Consider the following 19,967-nt stretch of genomic DNA (forward strand, 5'->3'; position numbering starts at 1 on the left):
AAAGGAAGAGAAGAAAAGCAGTAAGAGGTACATAAACTTTGTTTTACGGATAAAACACATTTTGAGTCCTCCTTCATATATTTGGTGCTTATTTTAACACTGAGTATTTATAAGTTCAATAAGACCTGACTTTATATCTAAACATCTTTTTAGAATATTATTTTACATAATTAATGTATATTATGTAAAATAATACCTGACTTAAGTAAATTGAAAATTGTTGTGGATTTAAAATTATCTAAATAACTATTAAACGAATTTATTCCTATTAGCACGTGTTCTTTAAATTAAATGATTGTTCTGACACATTTTGTTGATTTTTCATCTTGTTTTATGATGCTATATCAAATCATCTATCTTGTTTAAATTATTTGAACAGGACAAGAATTATTTTAGGTATTTTGATTTTCATATTGACTATCTATTGCCTGATCTTGTATAGGAAATATCCTTTGAGCGTTTGTATTATTTCTCATACCTTTTGTTACTAAATAAACATATGGAACAAAAAATAATGCTAAAACTAAAGCAAAGGAAAGTCCGCCAACAACTGCTATAGCCATAGGTTGATTTGTAGATCCACCTTGACCTCCAAGCCCTATTGCAAGAGGAATCAGTCCTGTAATTGTAGTAAGAGTCGTCATAGCTATAGGTCTAACATGGTGTACTGTTACCTCTACAACTTTTTTCTTTAAAGTTAACACATCTGGTTTTTGACCATCCACTTTTTTTTGTTCCTCATTATACATTATATTAAACCTGTCCACTAATAAAATAGAAATATTTATAACATTTCCTACAAGCATAATAAAACCCAGCATTGAGATAGAGTTTATAGATTGCCCAGTAACAAATAGACCAAGAGTTGCACCGACTATGCCCAGAGGAATTGCAGTCATAACTATTATAGGTTGAAACAAAGATTCAAACTCTGAAGCTAAAATCATAAATATAATCACAACTCCAAACCCTAAAGCAAAAGAAACTTGTGTTAAAGCTTCTTTCATGGCAAGCATTTCACCAGAAATAACACAATGGACTTTTTCATTATTATATTTAACATTTAATATATCTTGAATTTCTTTTACAGCTTTTGCAAAATTCCCTTTAACATTTGCAGAGAGTAAATAAGCTCTTTCTCCTTCAATTCTTTTTATAGAAGGCAATGTTTTTATAAATACAGGATCTGCAATTTGTTTTAACTGCACAGTCATACCCCAAGGGGAGTACGCTGTCATTTCCATAACTTTACTAAGTTTGTCTCTGTCTTCTGAACGCATTCTCACTCTTACATCTATTTCGTCATCTTTTCTTTTAAGTTTAGTAGCTACAAACCCCTTTATAGCAGCTAAAGTCATAGCAGAAATATCTTGTGTTGAAAGACCAAACATGGAAGAACGTTCTCTATCTATAGTAAGCCTTAATTCTGGAACTTCATCAGGAGGATCCAGTTTTATGCCATAAAATTGAGGCATTTTATTCATAATCTCACGTATCTTATTTGCAGAGTTTTTTAAAATATCTAAATCAGTACCTCTTACTTCGATTAAAAGTCCAGAAGATGCCCCTACACCAGAACCAAAAAGCCCCTGTTGAGTCATAAATTCTGTTTGGAGTCCGTTAATATCCCACTTTTTTATTTCATTTGAAATATCTGCTACTAAAGAATCTGTATCCAGTCCTTCAGGATACAGTCTTCCTACAATTCTAGACTGATATGTGCCCAGAGACTCTATAGATGCCACACCAGAACTATCACCTGTAGAGCCTACGCTCACTGCAATATCTTTTACTTCTTCATATTTAGAAATTAATCTTTCTATTCTTTTTGATACTGAGTTTGTTATTTCTAACGGAGTATCTGGAGGCAAAGTAATGTTTAAAACAAAACGACGTTCGTCAACTTTAGGCATAAAAGCTTTCGGTACTAACATAAAACAAACAACACCTATAGCTGTATAAATTAAAACTATTAAAGTAACTTTACTTATACTATAATCCAAAACCTTCTTAAACATTGGAGAGAAATACTTATTAATTGTGTCCATTCCAGCAGTAATAGATTGCTTGGATAAGTCTGCGGTAAGACACAAACGAGGTACAAGAAAAAGTGCTGCAAATATAGAAGATATTAATGAGTATGTAATTGTTAAAGCAAGCTGTTTAAAAAGTTGCCCTATCATGCCCGCTACAAAAACAAAAGGGATAAATATTGCAACAGACGTAAGTGTAGAACTCATAATAGGAGCTATCAAGCTTTTTATAGCTTCGTAAATAGCTTCCTTTTTAGCCACATCTTTAAGTTTATGAAATGACATTAAAATATTTTCTAAAACAACGTTAGAGTTATCTATTACCATACCTATACCTACAGTAAGCCCTCCAAGAGACATAGTATTAAGCGAAATGTCACCAAAATACATAAGACTTGTTGTAGAACATAAAGCAACAGGTATAGCTATATTAATTATTGTTGACGCCATAAAACTTTTCATAAAAAAGTATAAAAGTATAAAAGAAAGAAGTATTCCTTGAATACCATTAGAATATAAATTTGCAAGAGATTCTTTAATAAAGTCAGATTGGTCTGATGTTACTTTAATATCTATATCTTCTGAAAATTTTTCTTTTATATCTTTTAGTTTATTACGAACTGCTTTTGACAAATTGATTAAATTTGACCCTGACTGTTGATAAATACCTACTGAAATATTTTCTTGACTATTATAACGAGAGTAACCTTTTCTATCTCTTAAAGCTTCTCTAATGTCTGCAACATCTTTCAAAAAAACTACTTTACTGCCAGAATCTTGAACCTCATTTTTAATTCTCTTAGAGCTTCTAGCTCTATCTGCGCCATTATCTGCTTTAGCAAAAGACATATTCGCAATATCGTCTGCAGTCTGGAATTCCCCAACTGTTTTTACTAAATATTCATGCTTTCCTTCTTTAATTGTTCCTGCAGGATAAGTTATATTGGCATTTTCTAATGACGTAATAATATCTGTTATAGAAACTTGATTTGCCAAAAGTCTTCCCTTATCTATTTCAACTAAAATTTCCTTTTCTTCACCACCTCTGAGTTCAACTTTAGCAACACCTTCTATGCGTTCAAGTTCATCTTTAATATTTTTTTTTGCCATTCTTCTTAATTCAGCCATTTTTAGATCTGAAGAGTCACCACTTTTATAACTTACAGAAAGCATTATTGCCTCAACTTGCGTTGGATTGTATTTTAAAACTACAGGGTCTAAAGCATCCTTTGGTAAACTTTCTTTTATGAGATCTATTTTCTCACGCACGTCCATAGCAGCAAAGTCCATATTTGTACCCCAACGAAATTCACATGTAACTATAGACACTCCTTCCTTGGAGTTAGAAGAAACTCTTTTTATATCTTTTACAGTACCTGCAGTTTCTTCTACCATTTTACTAATTAGCTTTTCTGCTTCTTCAGGACCAGTACCGTCATATTTTGTAACAATAGTTATCTGGGGATATTCCATAGATGGAAATAATTCCTGAGGGATTCTTGTATAAGAAATTAAACCCAAAAGGCCTATGGACAAAAATAACATGATTGTCGTAACAGGTCTGTCTACAGGCATTCTCATTATGCTCATAACATATCCTCAAATTTTTAATTTCGGCGGTTTTGGACTACTAATTCCCTTTTTAATAATACCAGGAATTCTAAACCCTTTCTTAATTATCGAATTAGAAACTTTATTTATTGTTGGTATAGCAAATTTTGTTAAAAATCTTAAATTGTTTAACATACCTTGAAAACTTTTCTTTGGACTTTCCATAAGATAATAAGCAGTTGGAATAATTAAAAGTGTAAGCATAGTTCCTGTAAGAGTTCCAAAAAGAACTGTCAAAGACATAGACCTCCACATTGATGCCGCGTCATCTTTACTTAAAACCATAGGCAAAAGACCTAAAGTTTTCATTAAAAATGTTATAAGTTCCGGCCTTAATCTTTCTTTACAAGATTCAAAAATTACTCTCAATATATTTGTTCTACCAACTCTTCTTTGATTAATTTTGTCCACAATAATGATAGAGCCATAAACAATAGATCCAAATAAAATCATTATTCCAATATAAACCCCTAGACTTATTGGCTTTTTAAAAGCCCAAAGAGAAAACGAAACACCTATTATGCTTAAAGGTAAGGCAAACATAATAAGAAAAGGTTGTTTATAAGATTCAAAAATAGATGCTAAAACAAAAAATATCAAAATAACAGTTAAAGCAATAGCTAACATAAATTGCCCTTGGCTATTAACTGTTTTTTCATAATCACCCGAAAGGTTAAAAGAGTATTCCCTAGGAAATTCCATATCTTTTAACGCCTGCTTGATACCTTTAGCTGCAGTTGTTAAACCTACCTTTTCTCTATTTGCGCTTAGTTGTATAAAACGTCTTTTATTTTTATGCCAAATTTCTTGAGTGGATTTAACTTGTTGCGCTGTTGCAACCTGTCCAACACGGACAACTTCTTTTTTAGAGTTGATGATAGGCAAAAACAATACATCATTTATATTTTTTACACTACCAGGTTCAAGTCTTGCTATAGCTTCTACTTGTTCCCCATCTTTTCTATATTGCGTAGCTATTAAACCTCTAAGATTAGCATGCAAAGTATTTCCAAAGCTATTTACATCTAAACCAAACAAAGCTAACTTATGATGGTCTACAAAAAGATTAAACTCCGGCTCGTCTTCTCTCATTCTTATTTTAACATCCGTAAGACCTTTAACTTGCTGCAATTTACCAGATGAAGAAAAAGCGAGCTGTTTTAAAGTATCATAATCTTGTCCAAAAAAATCTATAAACATTTCTTTAGAGCCTGAAGTATTTGAATCTTGGTAATAAACAAAAGCAGGAGAATAATCTCCAAAAAATTTACGGAATTCATTCTTAAAACGCTCAGTTTCTTTATAAACCGTAACTTCTAGAAAGGTAGATAATTTTTCTACTTTAGAGGACACTCTTTTAACATCCTCTTTGAAAGACAATAACTTCTTTTCCATTTTTTTTACTATTTCGTTTGAGACTTCTATACGTGTAGCTGGTGGAAACTGTATGCCTATTCTAAACATGTCTGTATTGCCAGAATCCATAAATTCAGAATCCCTAGTCGTGAAAATTTTTACAGAAAACAAAAAACATATAAATACTAATATCCAAACAAAAGTCTGCCTCTTAAAAACAAATTTTAATATTTTGACATATGCATGTTGAATTTTTACATACCACCCTTGAAATTCTAACTCAAAATTGTTTTGCCACCTGTAAATTTGTGGGGGAACAAATATCATTGTGCTTATTAAAGATGCTATTAACGCAAATGTAATTGTCAAACCAAAAGGCATGTAAAGCTGTCTTATTTCAGGATCTAAAAATACCAAAGGTAAAAATACCACTATTGTTGTAACTGTTGAAGCAAAAATCGGCTGCCAAAGTTCTGCAGTACCTTTAACAACAAGTTCTTCTTTAGTCTTATAAGTTTTTCTATGATAATGAAAAGAGATATTTTCTATCACGACAATAGCGTTATCCATAACATTAGCCATACCCATAGCAAGACCGCTTAAAGTCATAACATTAAAAGTTTGATTCGTAAAATGCATAAGAACTATCGACATAAAAAGACTTAACGGTAAAGTTGTAGCAACTATTACTATATTTCTAATATTTTTCATAAATAAGAACAATATTCCAGCAAGTAATATTGCTCCAACAACTAAAGCCTCACAAAGAGAATAAATTGCCTTACCTATATAATCTGCATCATTTTTTACAACAGTCAAAACAATATTTGGATCTATTTCCCCTCTTAATCTGTCAATAACTCTTATAGCCTCACTGGCAGTGCTTATAGTATTTGCTGCTGTTTCTTTTTGGATATACAATGATACTACAGCTTGCATATTAAGCCTAGAAAATGACGACGGCTCATAAAATGAATCTTTGACAGTCCCTATATCTTTCAACTGCACTATTGAGCCAGAAGGAGTAATTGCAATACCTGTATTTGCTATTTCGTCAACATTGTTATACTCTCCAGTTGCTCTAATTACAAAACTTCTGTTATCTTGATCTATTGACCCTGCTGATATTGACACATTTGAAAGGCTTATCTTATTTATAACTTCAAGGATAGGAATGTTATAAGCTATTAGTTTAGAGTTGTCTATGTTTATTAAAAGTTTTCTTTCTCTACCACCGCCAATTTCAATATTTGCAACTCCAACAACTCTCATTAGCTTTTCTTTTATATTCTTTTCAGCTAGATTTCTAAGTTCTTCTGTAGAAAACTTTTCTGAACTAATAGCCATGATAATTATTGGAGAATCCGATTGTTCAAATTTTGCAATTATTGGCTTTTCTGTTTCTTTTGGTAGCAAATGTTTTACTAAGGCAATTCTTTCACGTATATCTATTACGACAAAATCAGTATCCACATTATGTTGAAAAGTCATCATAATATTGGATTCTGATTCCTTTGAAGAAGAAATCATTTCACTTAAACCGCCAATTTCAGAAAATACTTCTTCTAAAGGACGAGTTACATTTTTCTCTACTTCACTAGAAGCAATACCGCCTCTAAGACGTGTAATAACGCTGATCATTCCCGCTTTAGCACTAGGGTTTAACTCAACAGGAATTCTAGTAGCCATAACCGACGAGAACATTATCAACGCAAAAACCATCATTAAAGTAGTTACTGGTTTTTTTATCCCTATATCAATCATATATTTTTATTATTATGTTTGAAGAGTAATCTTAAACTATTCAGGAATAGGTATATCTTCATCTTGTTCGATAGTTTGAAACTTGACTTTTACACCATCAGAAAGCTGGCCTTGCGTTTCTACAACAACAAGATCGTCCATATTAAGACCTTGCAATATAACAGTCTGTTCAGCAATTTTATCTCCAATAATGCAGGGTCTCATTTGTACTGTACCTTCAAAGGGAATTGAATCTGGAACAACTACAGGCACTAAAAATGTTGTGTCATTTAAAGAGATTATACTATCTGTTGGTACCAATACTACATCCTTTAGTTCTTTTATAAAAATAGTTCCCCTTGCAAACATCCCAGAACGTAATAGTCCATCATCATTTACTACACTAATTTTAACTTTTGACGTTCTTGTCCTCTCCTTAACAATAGGCGCTATTTCTATAATTCGACCATCAAATTCTTTATCTGAATATGCATCACTTATTATTTTAACTTTCTGACCTACTTTCATTTTCTTTACATCTTTCTCTGGAATGTCAACTTCAAAGTTTGTACCTTGCTCACTTATAAATTTACATACAACATCTTGCTGAGTAACATACTCTCCAGGTTTTACGATAATTTCTGCCAAAATTCCTTCACTTGGAGCAATAAGATTTATCTTTTTTAAAGTTAATTCAGCTAAGTCTAACTCTGATTTTGCAGCTTTTACTTTAAGTTCAGAGGATTCTATCTCAAACCTAGTCTCTGAAAGCTTACTTTCTGAAAGAGCTTTCATTTTGTATAACTCTTCATATACTTTATACTTTTCTTTTGCTGAAAAATAAGAAGATTGATCACTTTTATATTTGCTTTTAGCATATGCAGCTTTGGCCATAGCATCTTTCGGATCTAAAGAGCAAATACTTTCATCTTTTGCAATTTTATCGCCTTCTTTAAAATTATATGCTGCAATTCTGCCATCTATTTCAAAACGCATGTCGTTTTCAACAGCACCTTTTATCGAACCCATAACACTATATTTATCATTAAAATCTTTTTTTATTATATTTATCACCTTAACTTGTATTAAGCTTTGAGATTGTGTTTGATTTTTACTTTTCTTAAAAAACAACAAATATGCACAAAATGATATAGCTAATATAATTAGAGTTATAATAACAATATAAATATTTTTCTTAGTTTTAAATGGATATTTGGCTAATAGCCTTTCAATAAATAAAGTGACATTATCTATAACTAGATAAAAGTAATACTTTAATTTTTCCAATTTATTCCCCCTCTATATTACCTTAAAGGTGTTAATGTAAGTTTTTCCATTTCAGTTACAGATGAATAATTTTGGTAAATTGCTTTAGCGTAAGAAGCTATTGCTTCTGCATATTTCCAAGCTTCTTCCATTAAGCTTACAGTTTGCACTTCATAAAGTGCATTCTTCTTTTTCATTAATGCAAGCTTTCTTTCTCTTAAAACTATTTCTTTCTTTAAAGTTCTAGCACTATTTAAAGAGCTTAAATAATCATTATACGCCTTTTCTGTATCTAACCTTTTAGTTTTTAAAGTTTCAACATAGTCTGCATTTGTCTGATCAAAACTAACATTACTTTCCTTAGTGTCAACAAAATATCCTAAATCATCTAATATAGAAAGCTTTATATCTTGGGTTTGTGTATCTATCCTTTTACTAGCATCTATTATCGTTTTTGGATCAGTTTTATCTTGCGTATAGCTAGCCTCTAGAGAGTTTCCCCATAAGCCCCAAGAAAGCTTACCGACAACATTCCAAGAAGCTGTTAGTGTAAGAGGTTCTGTAGTATAAGCTTCTCCACTTCTACCATAAAAACCTTCAACATAAAATTTAGGAATAACTTTAGAACGATTTATTTTTATTTTCATTTCAGCCATTTCTGATTGAATCTTTGCCGTCTGAACATCCAAATTATTAGTTAAAACAAGTCCCATCAAGTTATCTAGGGTAAACGAAATTTCAGGGACATTATCTGAAAGCATATCTAATGGCTCAACATTTACATCCTTTATATCTATAATACCCACAAGATTTACAAGCTTTTTTATTGAAAAGTTATAGTTTATCCTAGCTGCTTCATACATATCTGTTATTCTATCTTTAAAATTTTCTGCTTCTAATAAATCTAGCTCGGAAATAGCTTTTGCTTTATATTCTTTTTTTACTTTATCGAATAAACTAACAACTACTTCGTGAGCTTTACCTAAAGATTGAGATTCTCTTTTCAATGTTAAATATTCATAATAGGCCAGTTTTATTTTTGAAAACAACTCTTCACGAGTTTTTGTATAATTATACTGAGAAGCAGTGATCATCATAGATTCATACTCGTACGAACCTCTAGTCCTGTATCCTTCATATAAAGCTTGAGAAGCTTTTAGTCCGTAAGATTCTCCTGCATATTCATATCCACTAATGTCTGTTGCTGTTGCAGATTTACCTTTGGTGTTTGTATGTTGAATCATAAGCTGCGGAAAAAGAGATCTTGCTGCGCGGACAGTTCTTGATTTAGCAAGTTGAACTTGTTCATACGCAACAATTAACTTAGGGTCTCGAGACTCTGCAATTTTCATACATTTAATAAGAAATGTATCTTCAGAATATGCAGATTTATAAAATAGAAATATTGAAAGTATTATCGTAAAAACAAAAACACATTTTTTATAAAGTCTTCTTGTTTTTAGCAAATTTGTCCTCGTTTTATATAAAAATTAAAAGACAATTAATGTATTTAGTATACTAAGTAACAAAAAATCTTGTCAATCATCATAAAATGGTGGAGGTGGCGGGAATTGAACCCGCGTCCGAAAATGGCTAAATAAGACCCCTACAGGCTTAGTTCGGAATTATATCTTGTTTATAGCGCTATTTCCGAACAGAACTATGCTATAAACCAGTACCGTTTTAATTTTGCTTTAAACTGACGGTACAAGCCATTTAAAGCTAACCTGCTCTTGTCGTTTTATCCTAATAGCAGGTGTCAAAGGTAAAACGTAGCTACATTAAGCAGCTATTGGCATTGCGCCAAAACCCATAAAAGGTCTAACGCTTTGCATTGGAACGATTTTATCGTTGTTTATTTTTCGGTCGATTTTTACGGAGCCATCGACCAACTCCGGCCTGCTGTCATTACTTATCACATTCCCGTCGAACCCTGTTCACCCCCCCAAAAAAATATTACTTATGGATCTGTATATTACTCCTTTTTGCTTTAAAAAAACTATGCAAAAATTCGGCACATTCTAAGCTTAAATATTCTTCTTTCCCTCCAAAAATTTCTATTTGATGATTAAGCTTTTTATTATTCGCTATTTTAAAAACACTTTTACAAGCACCTGCTTTTATGTCAAAAGCACCGAAAACAATCTTTTTAACTCTAGCATTAACTAAAGCACCTGTACACATAGCACATGGCTCGATTGTAACATATATACAACAATCATTCAAACGATAATTTTGCATTTTTTTTGCTGCTTTTCTTAAAGCAACAATTTCAGCATGGGCTGTAGGGTCTAACAGAGAAATGCATCTATTAAAACCTCTAGATATTATTTCTCCATTCTTAACTATTACTGCTCCTACAGGTACTTCATCACTTTTATAAGCTTTGTAGGCTTCTTTCAAAGCCTGGCTCATAAAATAAGAATTTACGGCGGTTACTTTATTTTTCAAGATGTTTTTCCAATACTTCTTTAATATCTTTTGGAATCCTCATCGGCTTTAAATCTTTATTTACAAAGGGATGTTTAGTTTTACCTATAACTAAAAGCTTTTCACCTAATTTAACTTCATAATAACATGTAATACTTGCTGCTGTTACCTCTTGTATTTTTGTTTCAACAATTATTACATCGTCATATTTTGCCGGAGAAATATATTTACACTCCGCACTTAAAACAGGCAGATAAAACCCTTTCGCTTCTAGTTCTTTATAATTAACGCCAACTTCTCTAAGTAATTCTGTTCTACCTCTTTCAAAATACTTTAAATAATTTGCATAATACACCATGCCCATTTGGTCAGTATCAGCATAAGATATCCTCAACTTTAACTTATTCATAAATATCTCCCAAAATAATTTTATAATTAATTATAATATATTTTTAACGATTCTCTAAAAAGTCTGGACTCAAACCAAACTTCAATTGATAAAATAATTTATATTTTCTAAACTTAAACTATGATTAAACCAGAACTCATAAATCATAAGAAAATGGCTAAAAAATCCGATTTCTCAATAGCTAAATTAAAAGCTTTGAAATTTAAAAAAAGACTATTAACACGATAAATTTAAAGGCAAGACGATGAAAATAGCTTATATAATCACCAGCATGGGGATTGGTGGAGCTGAGGTTGTTACTGTTGATATTGCAAATCGCATGTTAGACAAGGGAAATGAAATTTTAATCTTATATCTTACAGGCCAAAATTTAAACCAACATCGCATTAACAAAGGTATTGAAATTGTTGGTTTAAATATGCAAAAAAATCTCTTTAGTTTTGTAAAATCACTGCTCAAAGCAAAAAAAATCTTAAAAAACTTTTGTCCAGATGTTGTCCACTCCAATATGTATCATGCTAATATATTTTCTAGAATATTGCGTATTTTTTATAGATTCAAGTGCCTAATATGTAGCGAACATAACTGTAGGATTGGAATTGGAATCAGGCATCGTATTCGACTACTATTTTATCAAATTACACAAAATCTGTCCGACCTTGATACAAACGTTTCTGAGGAAGCGGTGGAGTTATTTTTAAAATATAAGGCTTTTAACAAAAATACTAGTCTTTATATGTACAATGGAATAGACTTAAAAAAGTTTTATTCTAACAATAATGCGCGTAAAGAAATTAGAAAAATATACAATATTGCTAACAGTGAATTCCTCTTCTTAAATATAGGAAGACTTACCTTAGCAAAAGACCAAAAAAGTCTTATAGAAGCTTTCTCTTTACTTTCCCAAAAACATACAAACATAAAACTAATGATAATAGGAAATGGAGATCTAGAACAAGAACTTAAAAATTTTGCGATAGAAAAAAACGTTAACAATTTAGTTATCTTTACAGGAAATATAAAAAATGTACAAGATTATTACAATGCTTCAGACGTTTTTGTACTTAGTTCAGCTTGGGAAGGGTTTGGTATTGTCATAGCAGAAGCGATGGCATGTGCTTTACCTGTAATAGCAACAAATGCTGGAGGGGTTAGAGAAGTGCTTAATGATGATCAATTTATCGCTCCAATAAAGGATTCTTCGGCTCTTTATAAGAAAATGAAATATATGTACTTACTTAAAAACGAAGAACGCAATAAAATAGGCAATAAAAATTTAAATAGAGCAAAGTTTTTTGATATTGATTCTATAACAAGCAAATGGTTAAATATTTATAATGAAAGGGATAAACTTTAGTTAATTTTGGAGACTTTGATGTTAAAAAGATCCATAAAAAATATATACATAATTGGCGCAAACGTATAGAAATAAAGGATAAAAAATGTATAAAAATAACTGTAACAAAAACACATCCTCACAGCCTAATATAGTAATTTACAAAAACAAAATAGAAGTAAAATTAGAAGAAAATACTCTTTGGCTTACTCAAGAACAAATTTCTAGCCTTTTTCAAACAACTAGAAATAATGTAACTATGCACATAGCAAATATTTTTGAAGAAAAAGAATTATCGAAATGTTCAGTATGTAAGAAATTCTTACATGCTGCCAGCGATGGGAAAAAATATAACACCAAATTTTACAATCTTGATATGATTATTTCTATAGGATATAGAATAAAATCTCTCAAAGCAACTCAATTCCGTATATGGGCGACAAATGTACTCAGGAAACATCTTGTGGATGGATACACAATTAATGAAAAACGTTTACAAGAATCTCAAAGTAAATACTATGAATTACAAAAAATACTAGTTTCACTCTCTAATAATATAAATAAATTTGAAGATATCTCAAAAGAAACGAAAGGGATACTTCAAGTGCTAGCTGGCTACTCAAAAGCCTTAGAGGTTTTAGATAAATATGACCATCAAAACCTTGAAAAGCCTAAAGGTATGAAACGTGAAAAATACAAACTAACATATAAAAAAGCTAAAGAAATAGTTAATGCTATAAAAGCTGAATTTTCAGACTCAACTCTTGTAGGGCATGAAAGAGAACATGGTTTTGAATCTATCATAAATGATATTTATCAAACTTTTGGTGGAGAAGACGTTTATCCTACAGTCCAAGAAAAAGCAGCCAACTTATTATATCTGATAACAAAAAATCATTCTTTTAGTGATGGAAATAAAAGAATAGCTGCTACTTTATTTATTACTTATCTAAAAGAAAATAATTTGCTTTTTAAGCAAGATGGAACAAAGGCAATAGATAACAATGCACTTGCAGCATTGACCCTTATGGTCGCAACAAGCAATCCAAAAGAGAAAGATATGATAACAAAAATTATTTTAAATTTATTATAAACTTAATTTGCAATAAAAGTGACATAAACTATGACAAGGAAAAACTTTTTTGATTTTGGAGACTTTGATGTTAAAAAGATTTATAAAAAATATATACAATAATTGGCACAAACGTTGGACAAAAAGATATTTAAAAAAATTTGATGAATTCAATTCAATTTTTAAAAATAATAATACTATCAAATTAAGTACTGCAGTTCCCGGAGTTTATAAGTGTGTTTTATCAAACACCAGTGATAAAGAACTTAATACTAAACTCATTGAAATTGGTTTTATTCCAGGCGTAAAATTAAGAGTTATTAAAAATACTGGCAAAAAAGGATTTATAATATTGAAAATTAAAGGCTCAAAAATAGCTTTAAGTAATAAGATAACAGATAAGATTTTAGTAAAAGGAAGTCATAAATGCCTGAAAATAAAAATATTAAAGTAGCCCTTGTTGGTAATCCAAACAGCGGAAAATCAACAATTTTTAATAGTTTAACAGGAGCAACCCAAAATGTAGGTAATTATCCTGGAATAACCGTAGAAAGAAAAGAATATACTATAAAGTATAATGATTATAATATAACTTTTGTTGACTTGCCAGGTATTTACAGCTTAACTGCGCATTCTAATGATGAAATAGTAACGAAGAATTTTTTAATAAACAAAAATTTTGACATTATTGTTAATATTATTGACTCATCAAACATTGAGCGTAGCTTGTATTTATTTTCCCAAATTACAGAATTCTATTCCAGTATTATAATTGTCTTAAACATGATAGATATTTTAAAATATAGAGGTAAACAAATAGATGGAAGTAAAATGGAAGATCTTTTGGGGGTCCCTGTTCTTGCTACTGTTGCAAACAAAAATATTGGTATAACTAATATATTGGCCTCCATTGTAGCTACTTTTGAAAACAATAAAGTACAAAAACAAACACGAGCTAAAGTTGACTATACAGATGTAATAAAAGAAGAAATAAACAAACTGACCCCGCTTATACAAACAAATTCTGAATTTTCTATATTCCCTAAAAATTGGGTTTCTTTAAAACTTCTAGAAAATGATACTCAAACGTTAAATTTAATTAAAAACACGCAAAATAAAGACAAAATTTTACAACAACTTCAAAAAAGCATAAACCATATAAAAGAACATTTTAATCAACCACCTGGAGTCATAATAGCAGAAACACGTTATGGCTTTGCAAATTCTATTGTTAAAACAATTCTTAAAAATAGCGTTAAAAATAAAATAGACATAACAGAAGCCATAGACACGTTTGTATTAAACAAATATCTGGCTATTCCAATTTTTGCTTTAGCAATGTATATGATTTTTAAATTTACTTTTACTTTTTCAGAGCCTTTGGTTAATATCTTTGATATTTTTTTTAGATGGATTGGGACTTTAGTAGCTAATATTCTACCTTCAGGACAATTAAAATCTTTAATTATTGACGGCATAATTAGCGGAGTTGGTTCTGTACTAAAATTTTTCCCGCTTGTTTTATTTATGTTTTTTGCAATTGCTTTTTTTGAAGATTCCGGCTATATGGCTAGGACTGCATTGGTTATGGACAAAGTTATGAGCAAGTTTGGACTTGGTGGCAAATCTTTCTTCCCATTAATGCTTTCTACAAACGGATGTGCTGTTCCCGGTATTCTAGCCGCAAGAACGCTGGAATCAAATAGAGCTAGACTAATAACAATTTTTGTAGTTCCATTCATGATATGTGGAGCAAAATTTCCTGTATTTGCGTTAATCATCAGCACATTTATACCTATAAGGTACCAGACACTTACAATGTTTATAATGTATATTTTAAGTATTGCTGTGGCCTTAAGCGTTACAAAAATACTGGACAAAATAATCCCTGTAACTGAAATGTCACATTTTGTTATAGAACTCCCTCCATATCATGTCCCAACATTAAAAGGACTCTGTTTAAAAATGTGGGAACGAGGTTGGCTATATGTTAAAAAAGCAGGTACTTTAATACTATTTGCGTCAATATTAATTTGGGCAGCATTTGCGTATCCTAGAGTTCCTCAAGATAAAAATATAGGCACTGTTTCTCAGATGAACTACAGCTTTGCAGGAAGAGTTGGAGATTTACTTGAGCCTGTCTTTAAGCCCATAGGAATGGATAAAAATATAGCTATAACTTTAATTTCTGGATTTGCAGCAAAAGAGATAATAGTAAGTACATTAGGTACAGTTTACTCTATAGAAGAAGGTACAACCCAAATAAAATCTTTAAAAGATGAAATCAAGAACGATAAAAATTGGTCTCCTCTAAAAGGTATAACTTTTTTAATCTTCTGTTTAATCTATATGCCATGCATTTCTTCTGTAGTAGTCTTTTTTAAAGAAACAAACTATAATTGCAAATGGCTTTTAGCAATGGTCTTAGGGAACACCTTGCTTGCTTGGGTTTGTTCTTTTATTGTTTTTAAGTTAGGATCTTTTCTAAGAATTGGTATTTGTTGACTTTATTACATAAATTTATTATAAAATGAATGAGTTTTAGAAAATAAAGTTACCTATTTGGAGGAACTCTCTAATGAAAAAACCTGACGTAATAAAACAGGTAGCCGATATTTCTGGTTTAACTAAAGGAAATGTAAATATAGCAATTAAAGCTTTAGTTAAAGTAATTCAAACATCTTTAAAAAATGGAGAAGTAATCTCGCTATCTGGACTTGGATCTTTTAGAGCAAAATCTAGAAGGGAACGGTTGGGACGTAATCCTAAAACAAGAGAAGTAATACCAATTCCTCCTGGTAAAAAGGTGTCTTTTAAACCTACTACTACTCTTAGAAAAATTATATAAATAAATTTACAAAAAGAATTTAAATATTATGACAAACATAAAAATTTCCAACAATTTAGCAAAATTGCCGCCATATCTTTTTACAAAAATTAATCAATTAAAAAAAGAAGCATACGATAAAAATTTAGATGTTATAGATCTTGGAATGGGAAATCCAGATTTACCAACTCCAAACCACATTGTAGAAAGACTGTGTGACACAATAAAACATCATAAAAATACGCATAAATATCCACAAGCTAAAGGAATACCAAAGTTTAGAAAAGCAATAACAGAATGGATGACTCGTCGCTTTGGTGTAGATCTTGATCCAGAAAATGAAGTTCTTTCATTAATAGGTTCTAAGGAAGGTATAGCTCATTTATGCATGTCATACTTAAATGTTAGAGATTACGTTTTAGTATGTGATCCAGCATATCCTGTACATTTTAATGGAGTATCTTTAGTCGGTGCAAAGATACATTTTATGCCGCTTTTAGAAAAAAATAAGTTTTTACCTGACTTTACAAAAATCCCAGAAAGCATAGCTAGAAAGTCAAAAATAATGTTCTTAAACTATCCAAATAATCCTACTGCTGCAGTAGTTGAAGACACCAATTTCTGGAAAGAAGCAATAAAGTTTTGTAAAAAATACAATATTTTACTTGTTTCAGATAATGCCTATTGCGAACTTACTTTTGGTGATTATTATGCTCCATCCATTTTTGAGTTTCCTGAAGCAAAAGATGTTGCTTTAGAATTTCATTCTTTTTCAAAAACATTTAATATGGCCGGGTGGAGACTCGGCTGGGTTTGTGGAGCAAAACAATTACTTTACCCTTTAGAAAAATTTAAATCATTTCTAGACTATGGCGCACCAATGTTTATACAACTTGCAGGAGTTGCGGCATTAAATGGTTCTCAAGACTATGTAAGAAAGCTCTCAAAAACTTATGAAAGAAGAATGAAAAAGATGGTTTATGGTCTTAAAAAATTTGGATGGAATGTAAACCCTACAAAAGGCACAATGTATATTTGGGCAAAACTCCCAGACAAAATGCTTAAAGAAAGCTCTCTAAGTATCGCAGAAAAATTAGTAAAAGATACTGGACTTGTAGTGTCTCCTGGTATAGGGTTTGGTAAACATGGTGAAGGTTACATAAGAATGTCTTTGGTAACACACGACAAAAGATTTCATGATGCATTGCTTCGCATAGGGAAATTTACAAAAAATTATATATAAGCTTTTTAGATAGACACTGAGGTAGATTAGGAAAATTTATGGAAAAAAAATTTATTAATGTAGGTTTAATAGGATACGGTACTGTAGGCAAAGGTGTTGTAAAAATTTTAGAAGAAAACAAAAAAATAGCATTAAGAAAAGTTGGGAAAGCTATACAAGTAAAATCTATTTGCGATTTAAACCCAATAGACAAACCTGAACTTTATGTTAAAAATTTTAAAGATATTATAAAAGATCCCCAAATAGATCTAATAGTTGAACTTATTGGAGGGTATGAACCTGCTAAAACAATAATAATAGAATCTCTAAAAGCTGGTAAAAATATTGTAACCGCAAATAAAGCGGTACTTGCAAAATATTGGGATCAAATTTTTACAACAGCACAAGATTTCCAAAAATCAATATATTATGAAGCATCTGTAGGTGGTGTAATACCAGTAGTACAGGGTTTAAGTGACGGACTTGCATCCGAAGAAATTCTAGAAATTAAAGGTATTTTAAACGGAACTACAAATTTTATTTTAAGTGAAATGACAAAAAATGGTGTTTCGTATGCAACCGCTTTAAAAAATGCACAGGCTGCAGGTTTTGCAGAATCTGACCCTTCTTTTGATGTAAACGGGACTGATACTGCTAATAAGCTTGCAATTTTATCATCACTTGCATGGGGTGGTTGGATAAAAGTTAAAGATATATCAGTAACTGGAATTTCAGATTTAGATATTAAGGATGTATTGATAGCAAAAAATTTTGGCTATGATATAAAATTGATTGGCTCTGCACAAAAAACTAAAAATGGAATAGACTTATCCGTACAACCTTGTCTTGTTAGTCACGATCATACATTTGCAACTATTGAAAATGAATACAATGGCATCATGATAACAGGTAAAGATTCTGGAGATGTATTATTTTACGGAAAAGGTGCTGGACAACTACCTGCAGCAAGTGCTGTCGTTTCAGATATTATAAATCTATCAAAATTTATAGTTACAAACACTGCTGGCATTGTTTCTGACGTAATTTACGATAAAAACAAAAAGATTAAAATTCTCAACTTCGGAAAGAGCAAAGCTCATTACTATCTAAGATTTGCTGTAGCTGATAAACCAGGAGTTTTATCAAAAATTTCAGGCATTCTGGGAAAATATAAAGTATCTATAGCAAGTCTCTCTCAACCAGAAATATGTGATAACAGTTATACAAACATCATAATAATAACTCATGAAACATTATGTGAAAACTTAAAAAAATCTCTTAAAGAAATTAATGCAATAAAATCTATAGTAAAATCCAAAACCGTTAAAATTAAAATAGAAAGTTAAAACAACTTCTGTAAACAAAGAATGAGTTACGTCAACTTTATAATTTATAAAGTTGACGTAACTCATTCTTTGTTATATAATTTGTTAATTAGAGAACATATCTAAAAATCAATTTTACATATGGGGAAATATATAATGGACAATTTGATGCTTGAAATTATCAATGATAAACAGATATCTAAAGATGATGCATTAACTCTTTTTAACCTAGATATAGAAAATTTACTTTTTATGTCTTCTAAAATTAGAAGAAAATATAAGGGGAATAACGTAAAAGTTTGTTCCATAATTAATGCAAAGTCCGGACAATGCGGTCAAGATTGTAAATTTTGTGCACAGTCGTCTTTTAATAAAACAAATGTTAAAGTTTATCCTCTTTTAGATAATAATAAAATCAAAGAAACTTCTTACAAGGCTTTAGAAAATGTAGGTTGTTTTGGTATTGTTTCTAGTGGAAACTCTCTAAACAATCAAGAAATAGAAAGACTTTGCCAAATGTTTAAAGAACATACTAAAGTATCGCAACTTGGCGTTTCTATAGGCAAAATACCTGATAAAACTTTTATAAAACTTAAAAATTCTGGCATAACAAAAATACACCATAATCTTGAAACTTCTGAGAATTTTTATCCAAATATTTGCTCAACACATTCTTATCAAGAACGTATTGAAACCTTAAAAAAAGCAAAAAAATACGGCTTTAAGATCTGTTGTGGAGGCCTTTTTGGAATAGGCGAAAGTCTAAAAGATAGAGTAGACTTAGCATTTACATTAAAAGAAATCCGCTCAGATAGTGTTCCAATGAATTTCTTTATGCCAATAAAAGGTACAGCTCTTCAACATCTACCTGCGCTAAAACCGTTAGAAATCTTAAAAACAATAGCAATTTTTAGAATAATTCTAAAAACTCCAGATATTATGGTTTGCGGAGGAAGAGAAAGAAATTTAAGAGATTTACAATCCTGGATTTTTCAAGCAGGAGCAAACGGAATTATGACCGGAGGGTATCTCACAACAACAGGGAGAGATATCATCGCAGATAGACAAATGATAGCAGACTTAGATATGAAACTGGAAATAGAATAACTATACTACACATATTTTTATAACAATAAAGTATTATTTTCCCTGCCTTAAGGATTAGTGTAAGCCCTAGATAGTTGAGAACAGTGTTTCCTTCGGGGAAAAAATTCAATCATACTTCCTTGCCAATGCTTCAGCTACTTTTCGCATATTCGGCGCGACTATCTCTTTTAATATCTCGCTGTAATCAGGATAATAATAAAGCTCTGATAGAATGCGTTTTATCTTGCCAT

14 protein-coding genes and 1 other RNA gene are annotated in these 19,967 nt (G+C 30.8%); 8 read left to right on the plus strand and 7 right to left on the minus strand.

Going from position 1 to position 19,967, the window contains the following annotated elements:
• Positions 1-392: 392 nt before the first annotated feature.
• From LBD57_RS04140 to LBD57_RS04170, 7 genes are all read right to left on the minus strand, one after another.
• Complete coding sequence (locus LBD57_RS04140; protein ID WP_373470067.1) at positions 393-3,623, minus strand: efflux RND transporter permease subunit; 3,231 nt, start codon at positions 3,621-3,623, stop codon at positions 393-395.
• Between the two features lie 9 nt (positions 3,624-3,632).
• Positions 3,633-6,764: an efflux RND transporter permease subunit gene (locus LBD57_RS04145; RefSeq protein WP_373470068.1), complete on the minus strand. Its 3,132-nt coding sequence runs from the start codon at positions 6,762-6,764 to the stop codon at positions 3,633-3,635.
• Positions 6,765-6,800: 36 nt separating this feature from the next.
• A complete protein-coding gene (locus tag LBD57_RS04150; RefSeq protein WP_373470069.1) occupies positions 6,801-8,030 on the minus strand; it encodes an efflux RND transporter periplasmic adaptor subunit in 1,230 nt (409 codons plus the stop codon).
• 17 nt (positions 8,031-8,047) lie between these two features.
• Positions 8,048-9,475 (minus strand): TolC family protein, encoded by a 1,428-nt coding sequence (locus LBD57_RS04155; protein WP_373470070.1) that lies wholly within the window; start codon positions 9,473-9,475, stop codon positions 8,048-8,050.
• An 87-nt stretch (positions 9,476-9,562) separates the two neighbouring features.
• Positions 9,563-9,954: a transfer-messenger RNA gene (ssrA, locus tag LBD57_RS04160) on the minus strand.
• Between the two features lie 11 nt (positions 9,955-9,965).
• Positions 9,966-10,460 carry a tRNA adenosine(34) deaminase TadA gene (gene tadA / locus LBD57_RS04165; RefSeq protein ID WP_373470071.1) on the minus strand — a complete coding sequence of 165 codons (495 nt, stop codon included), beginning with the start codon at positions 10,458-10,460 and terminating at the stop codon, positions 9,966-9,968.
• Positions 10,450-10,848: an acyl-CoA thioesterase gene (locus tag LBD57_RS04170; protein ID WP_373470072.1), complete on the minus strand. Its 399-nt coding sequence runs from the start codon at positions 10,846-10,848 to the stop codon at positions 10,450-10,452. The genes tadA and LBD57_RS04170 overlap by 11 nt, the downstream gene beginning before the upstream one ends.
• 244 nt (positions 10,849-11,092) lie before the next feature.
• Here LBD57_RS04170 and LBD57_RS04175 point away from each other — a divergent pair, with 244 nt between their 5' ends.
• From LBD57_RS04175 to bioB, 8 genes are all read left to right on the plus strand, one after another.
• Positions 11,093-12,205 carry a glycosyltransferase gene (locus LBD57_RS04175; RefSeq protein ID WP_373470073.1) on the plus strand — a complete coding sequence of 371 codons (1,113 nt, stop codon included), beginning with the start codon at positions 11,093-11,095 and terminating at the stop codon, positions 12,203-12,205.
• Positions 12,206-12,290: 85 nt separating this feature from the next.
• On the plus strand, positions 12,291-13,277 hold the full coding sequence (rhuM, locus tag LBD57_RS04180; protein ID WP_373470074.1) for a RhuM family protein: 987 nt from the start codon (positions 12,291-12,293) through the stop codon (positions 13,275-13,277).
• A gap of 67 nt (positions 13,278-13,344) precedes the next feature.
• Entirely contained in the window at positions 13,345-13,710 is a 366-nt protein-coding gene (locus LBD57_RS04185) for a ferrous iron transport protein A (RefSeq protein ID WP_373470075.1), read from the plus strand.
• On the plus strand, positions 13,683-15,761 hold the full coding sequence (feoB, locus tag LBD57_RS04190) for a ferrous iron transport protein B (RefSeq protein ID WP_373470076.1): 2,079 nt from the start codon (positions 13,683-13,685) through the stop codon (positions 15,759-15,761). The genes LBD57_RS04185 and feoB overlap by 28 nt, the downstream gene beginning before the upstream one ends.
• Before the next feature lie 73 nt (positions 15,762-15,834).
• The gene (locus LBD57_RS04195; RefSeq protein ID WP_373470077.1) at positions 15,835-16,104 is read left to right on the plus strand and encodes an HU family DNA-binding protein; all 270 of its coding nucleotides are present in this window, start codon (positions 15,835-15,837) and stop codon (positions 16,102-16,104) included.
• A 28-nt stretch (positions 16,105-16,132) separates the two neighbouring features.
• Entirely contained in the window at positions 16,133-17,326 is a 1,194-nt protein-coding gene (locus tag LBD57_RS04200; protein WP_373470078.1) for an aminotransferase class I/II-fold pyridoxal phosphate-dependent enzyme, read from the plus strand.
• A gap of 38 nt (positions 17,327-17,364) precedes the next feature.
• Positions 17,365-18,651 carry a homoserine dehydrogenase gene (locus tag LBD57_RS04205; RefSeq protein ID WP_373470079.1) on the plus strand — a complete coding sequence of 429 codons (1,287 nt, stop codon included), beginning with the start codon at positions 17,365-17,367 and terminating at the stop codon, positions 18,649-18,651.
• A 135-nt stretch (positions 18,652-18,786) separates the two neighbouring features.
• The gene (bioB, locus tag LBD57_RS04210) at positions 18,787-19,737 is read left to right on the plus strand and encodes a biotin synthase BioB (protein WP_373470080.1); all 951 of its coding nucleotides are present in this window, start codon (positions 18,787-18,789) and stop codon (positions 19,735-19,737) included.
• Positions 19,738-19,967 lie beyond the last annotated feature (230 nt).

The sequence above is a fragment of the Candidatus Endomicrobiellum cubanum genome (genome assembly GCF_031278955.1).
Taxonomy (GTDB): Bacteria; Elusimicrobiota; Endomicrobiia; order Endomicrobiales; family Endomicrobiaceae; genus Endomicrobiellum; species Endomicrobiellum cubanum.

Excerpts from the sequence above, each read along its gene's own strand:
- LBD57_RS04140 (WP_373470067.1), bottom strand. The coding sequence starts at position 3,623 with ATGAGCATAATGAGAATGCCTGTAGACAGACCTGTTACGACAATCATG.
- LBD57_RS04145 (WP_373470068.1), bottom strand. The coding sequence starts at position 6,764 with ATGATTGATATAGGGATAAAAAAACCAGTAACTACTTTAATGATGGTT.
- LBD57_RS04170 (WP_373470072.1), bottom strand. The coding sequence starts at position 10,848 with ATGAATAAGTTAAAGTTGAGGATATCTTATGCTGATACTGACCAAATG.
- LBD57_RS04175 (WP_373470073.1), top strand. The coding sequence starts at position 11,093 with ATGAAAATAGCTTATATAATCACCAGCATGGGGATTGGTGGAGCTGAG.
- rhuM (WP_373470074.1), top strand. The coding sequence starts at position 12,291 with ATGTATAAAAATAACTGTAACAAAAACACATCCTCACAGCCTAATATA.
- LBD57_RS04185 (WP_373470075.1), top strand. The coding sequence starts at position 13,345 with ATGTTAAAAAGATTTATAAAAAATATATACAATAATTGGCACAAACGT.
- feoB (WP_373470076.1), top strand. The coding sequence starts at position 13,683 with ATGCCTGAAAATAAAAATATTAAAGTAGCCCTTGTTGGTAATCCAAAC.
- LBD57_RS04195 (WP_373470077.1), top strand. The coding sequence starts at position 15,835 with ATGAAAAAACCTGACGTAATAAAACAGGTAGCCGATATTTCTGGTTTA.
- LBD57_RS04200 (WP_373470078.1), top strand. The coding sequence starts at position 16,133 with ATGACAAACATAAAAATTTCCAACAATTTAGCAAAATTGCCGCCATAT.
- LBD57_RS04205 (WP_373470079.1), top strand. The coding sequence starts at position 17,365 with ATGGAAAAAAAATTTATTAATGTAGGTTTAATAGGATACGGTACTGTA.
- bioB (WP_373470080.1), top strand. The coding sequence starts at position 18,787 with ATGGACAATTTGATGCTTGAAATTATCAATGATAAACAGATATCTAAA.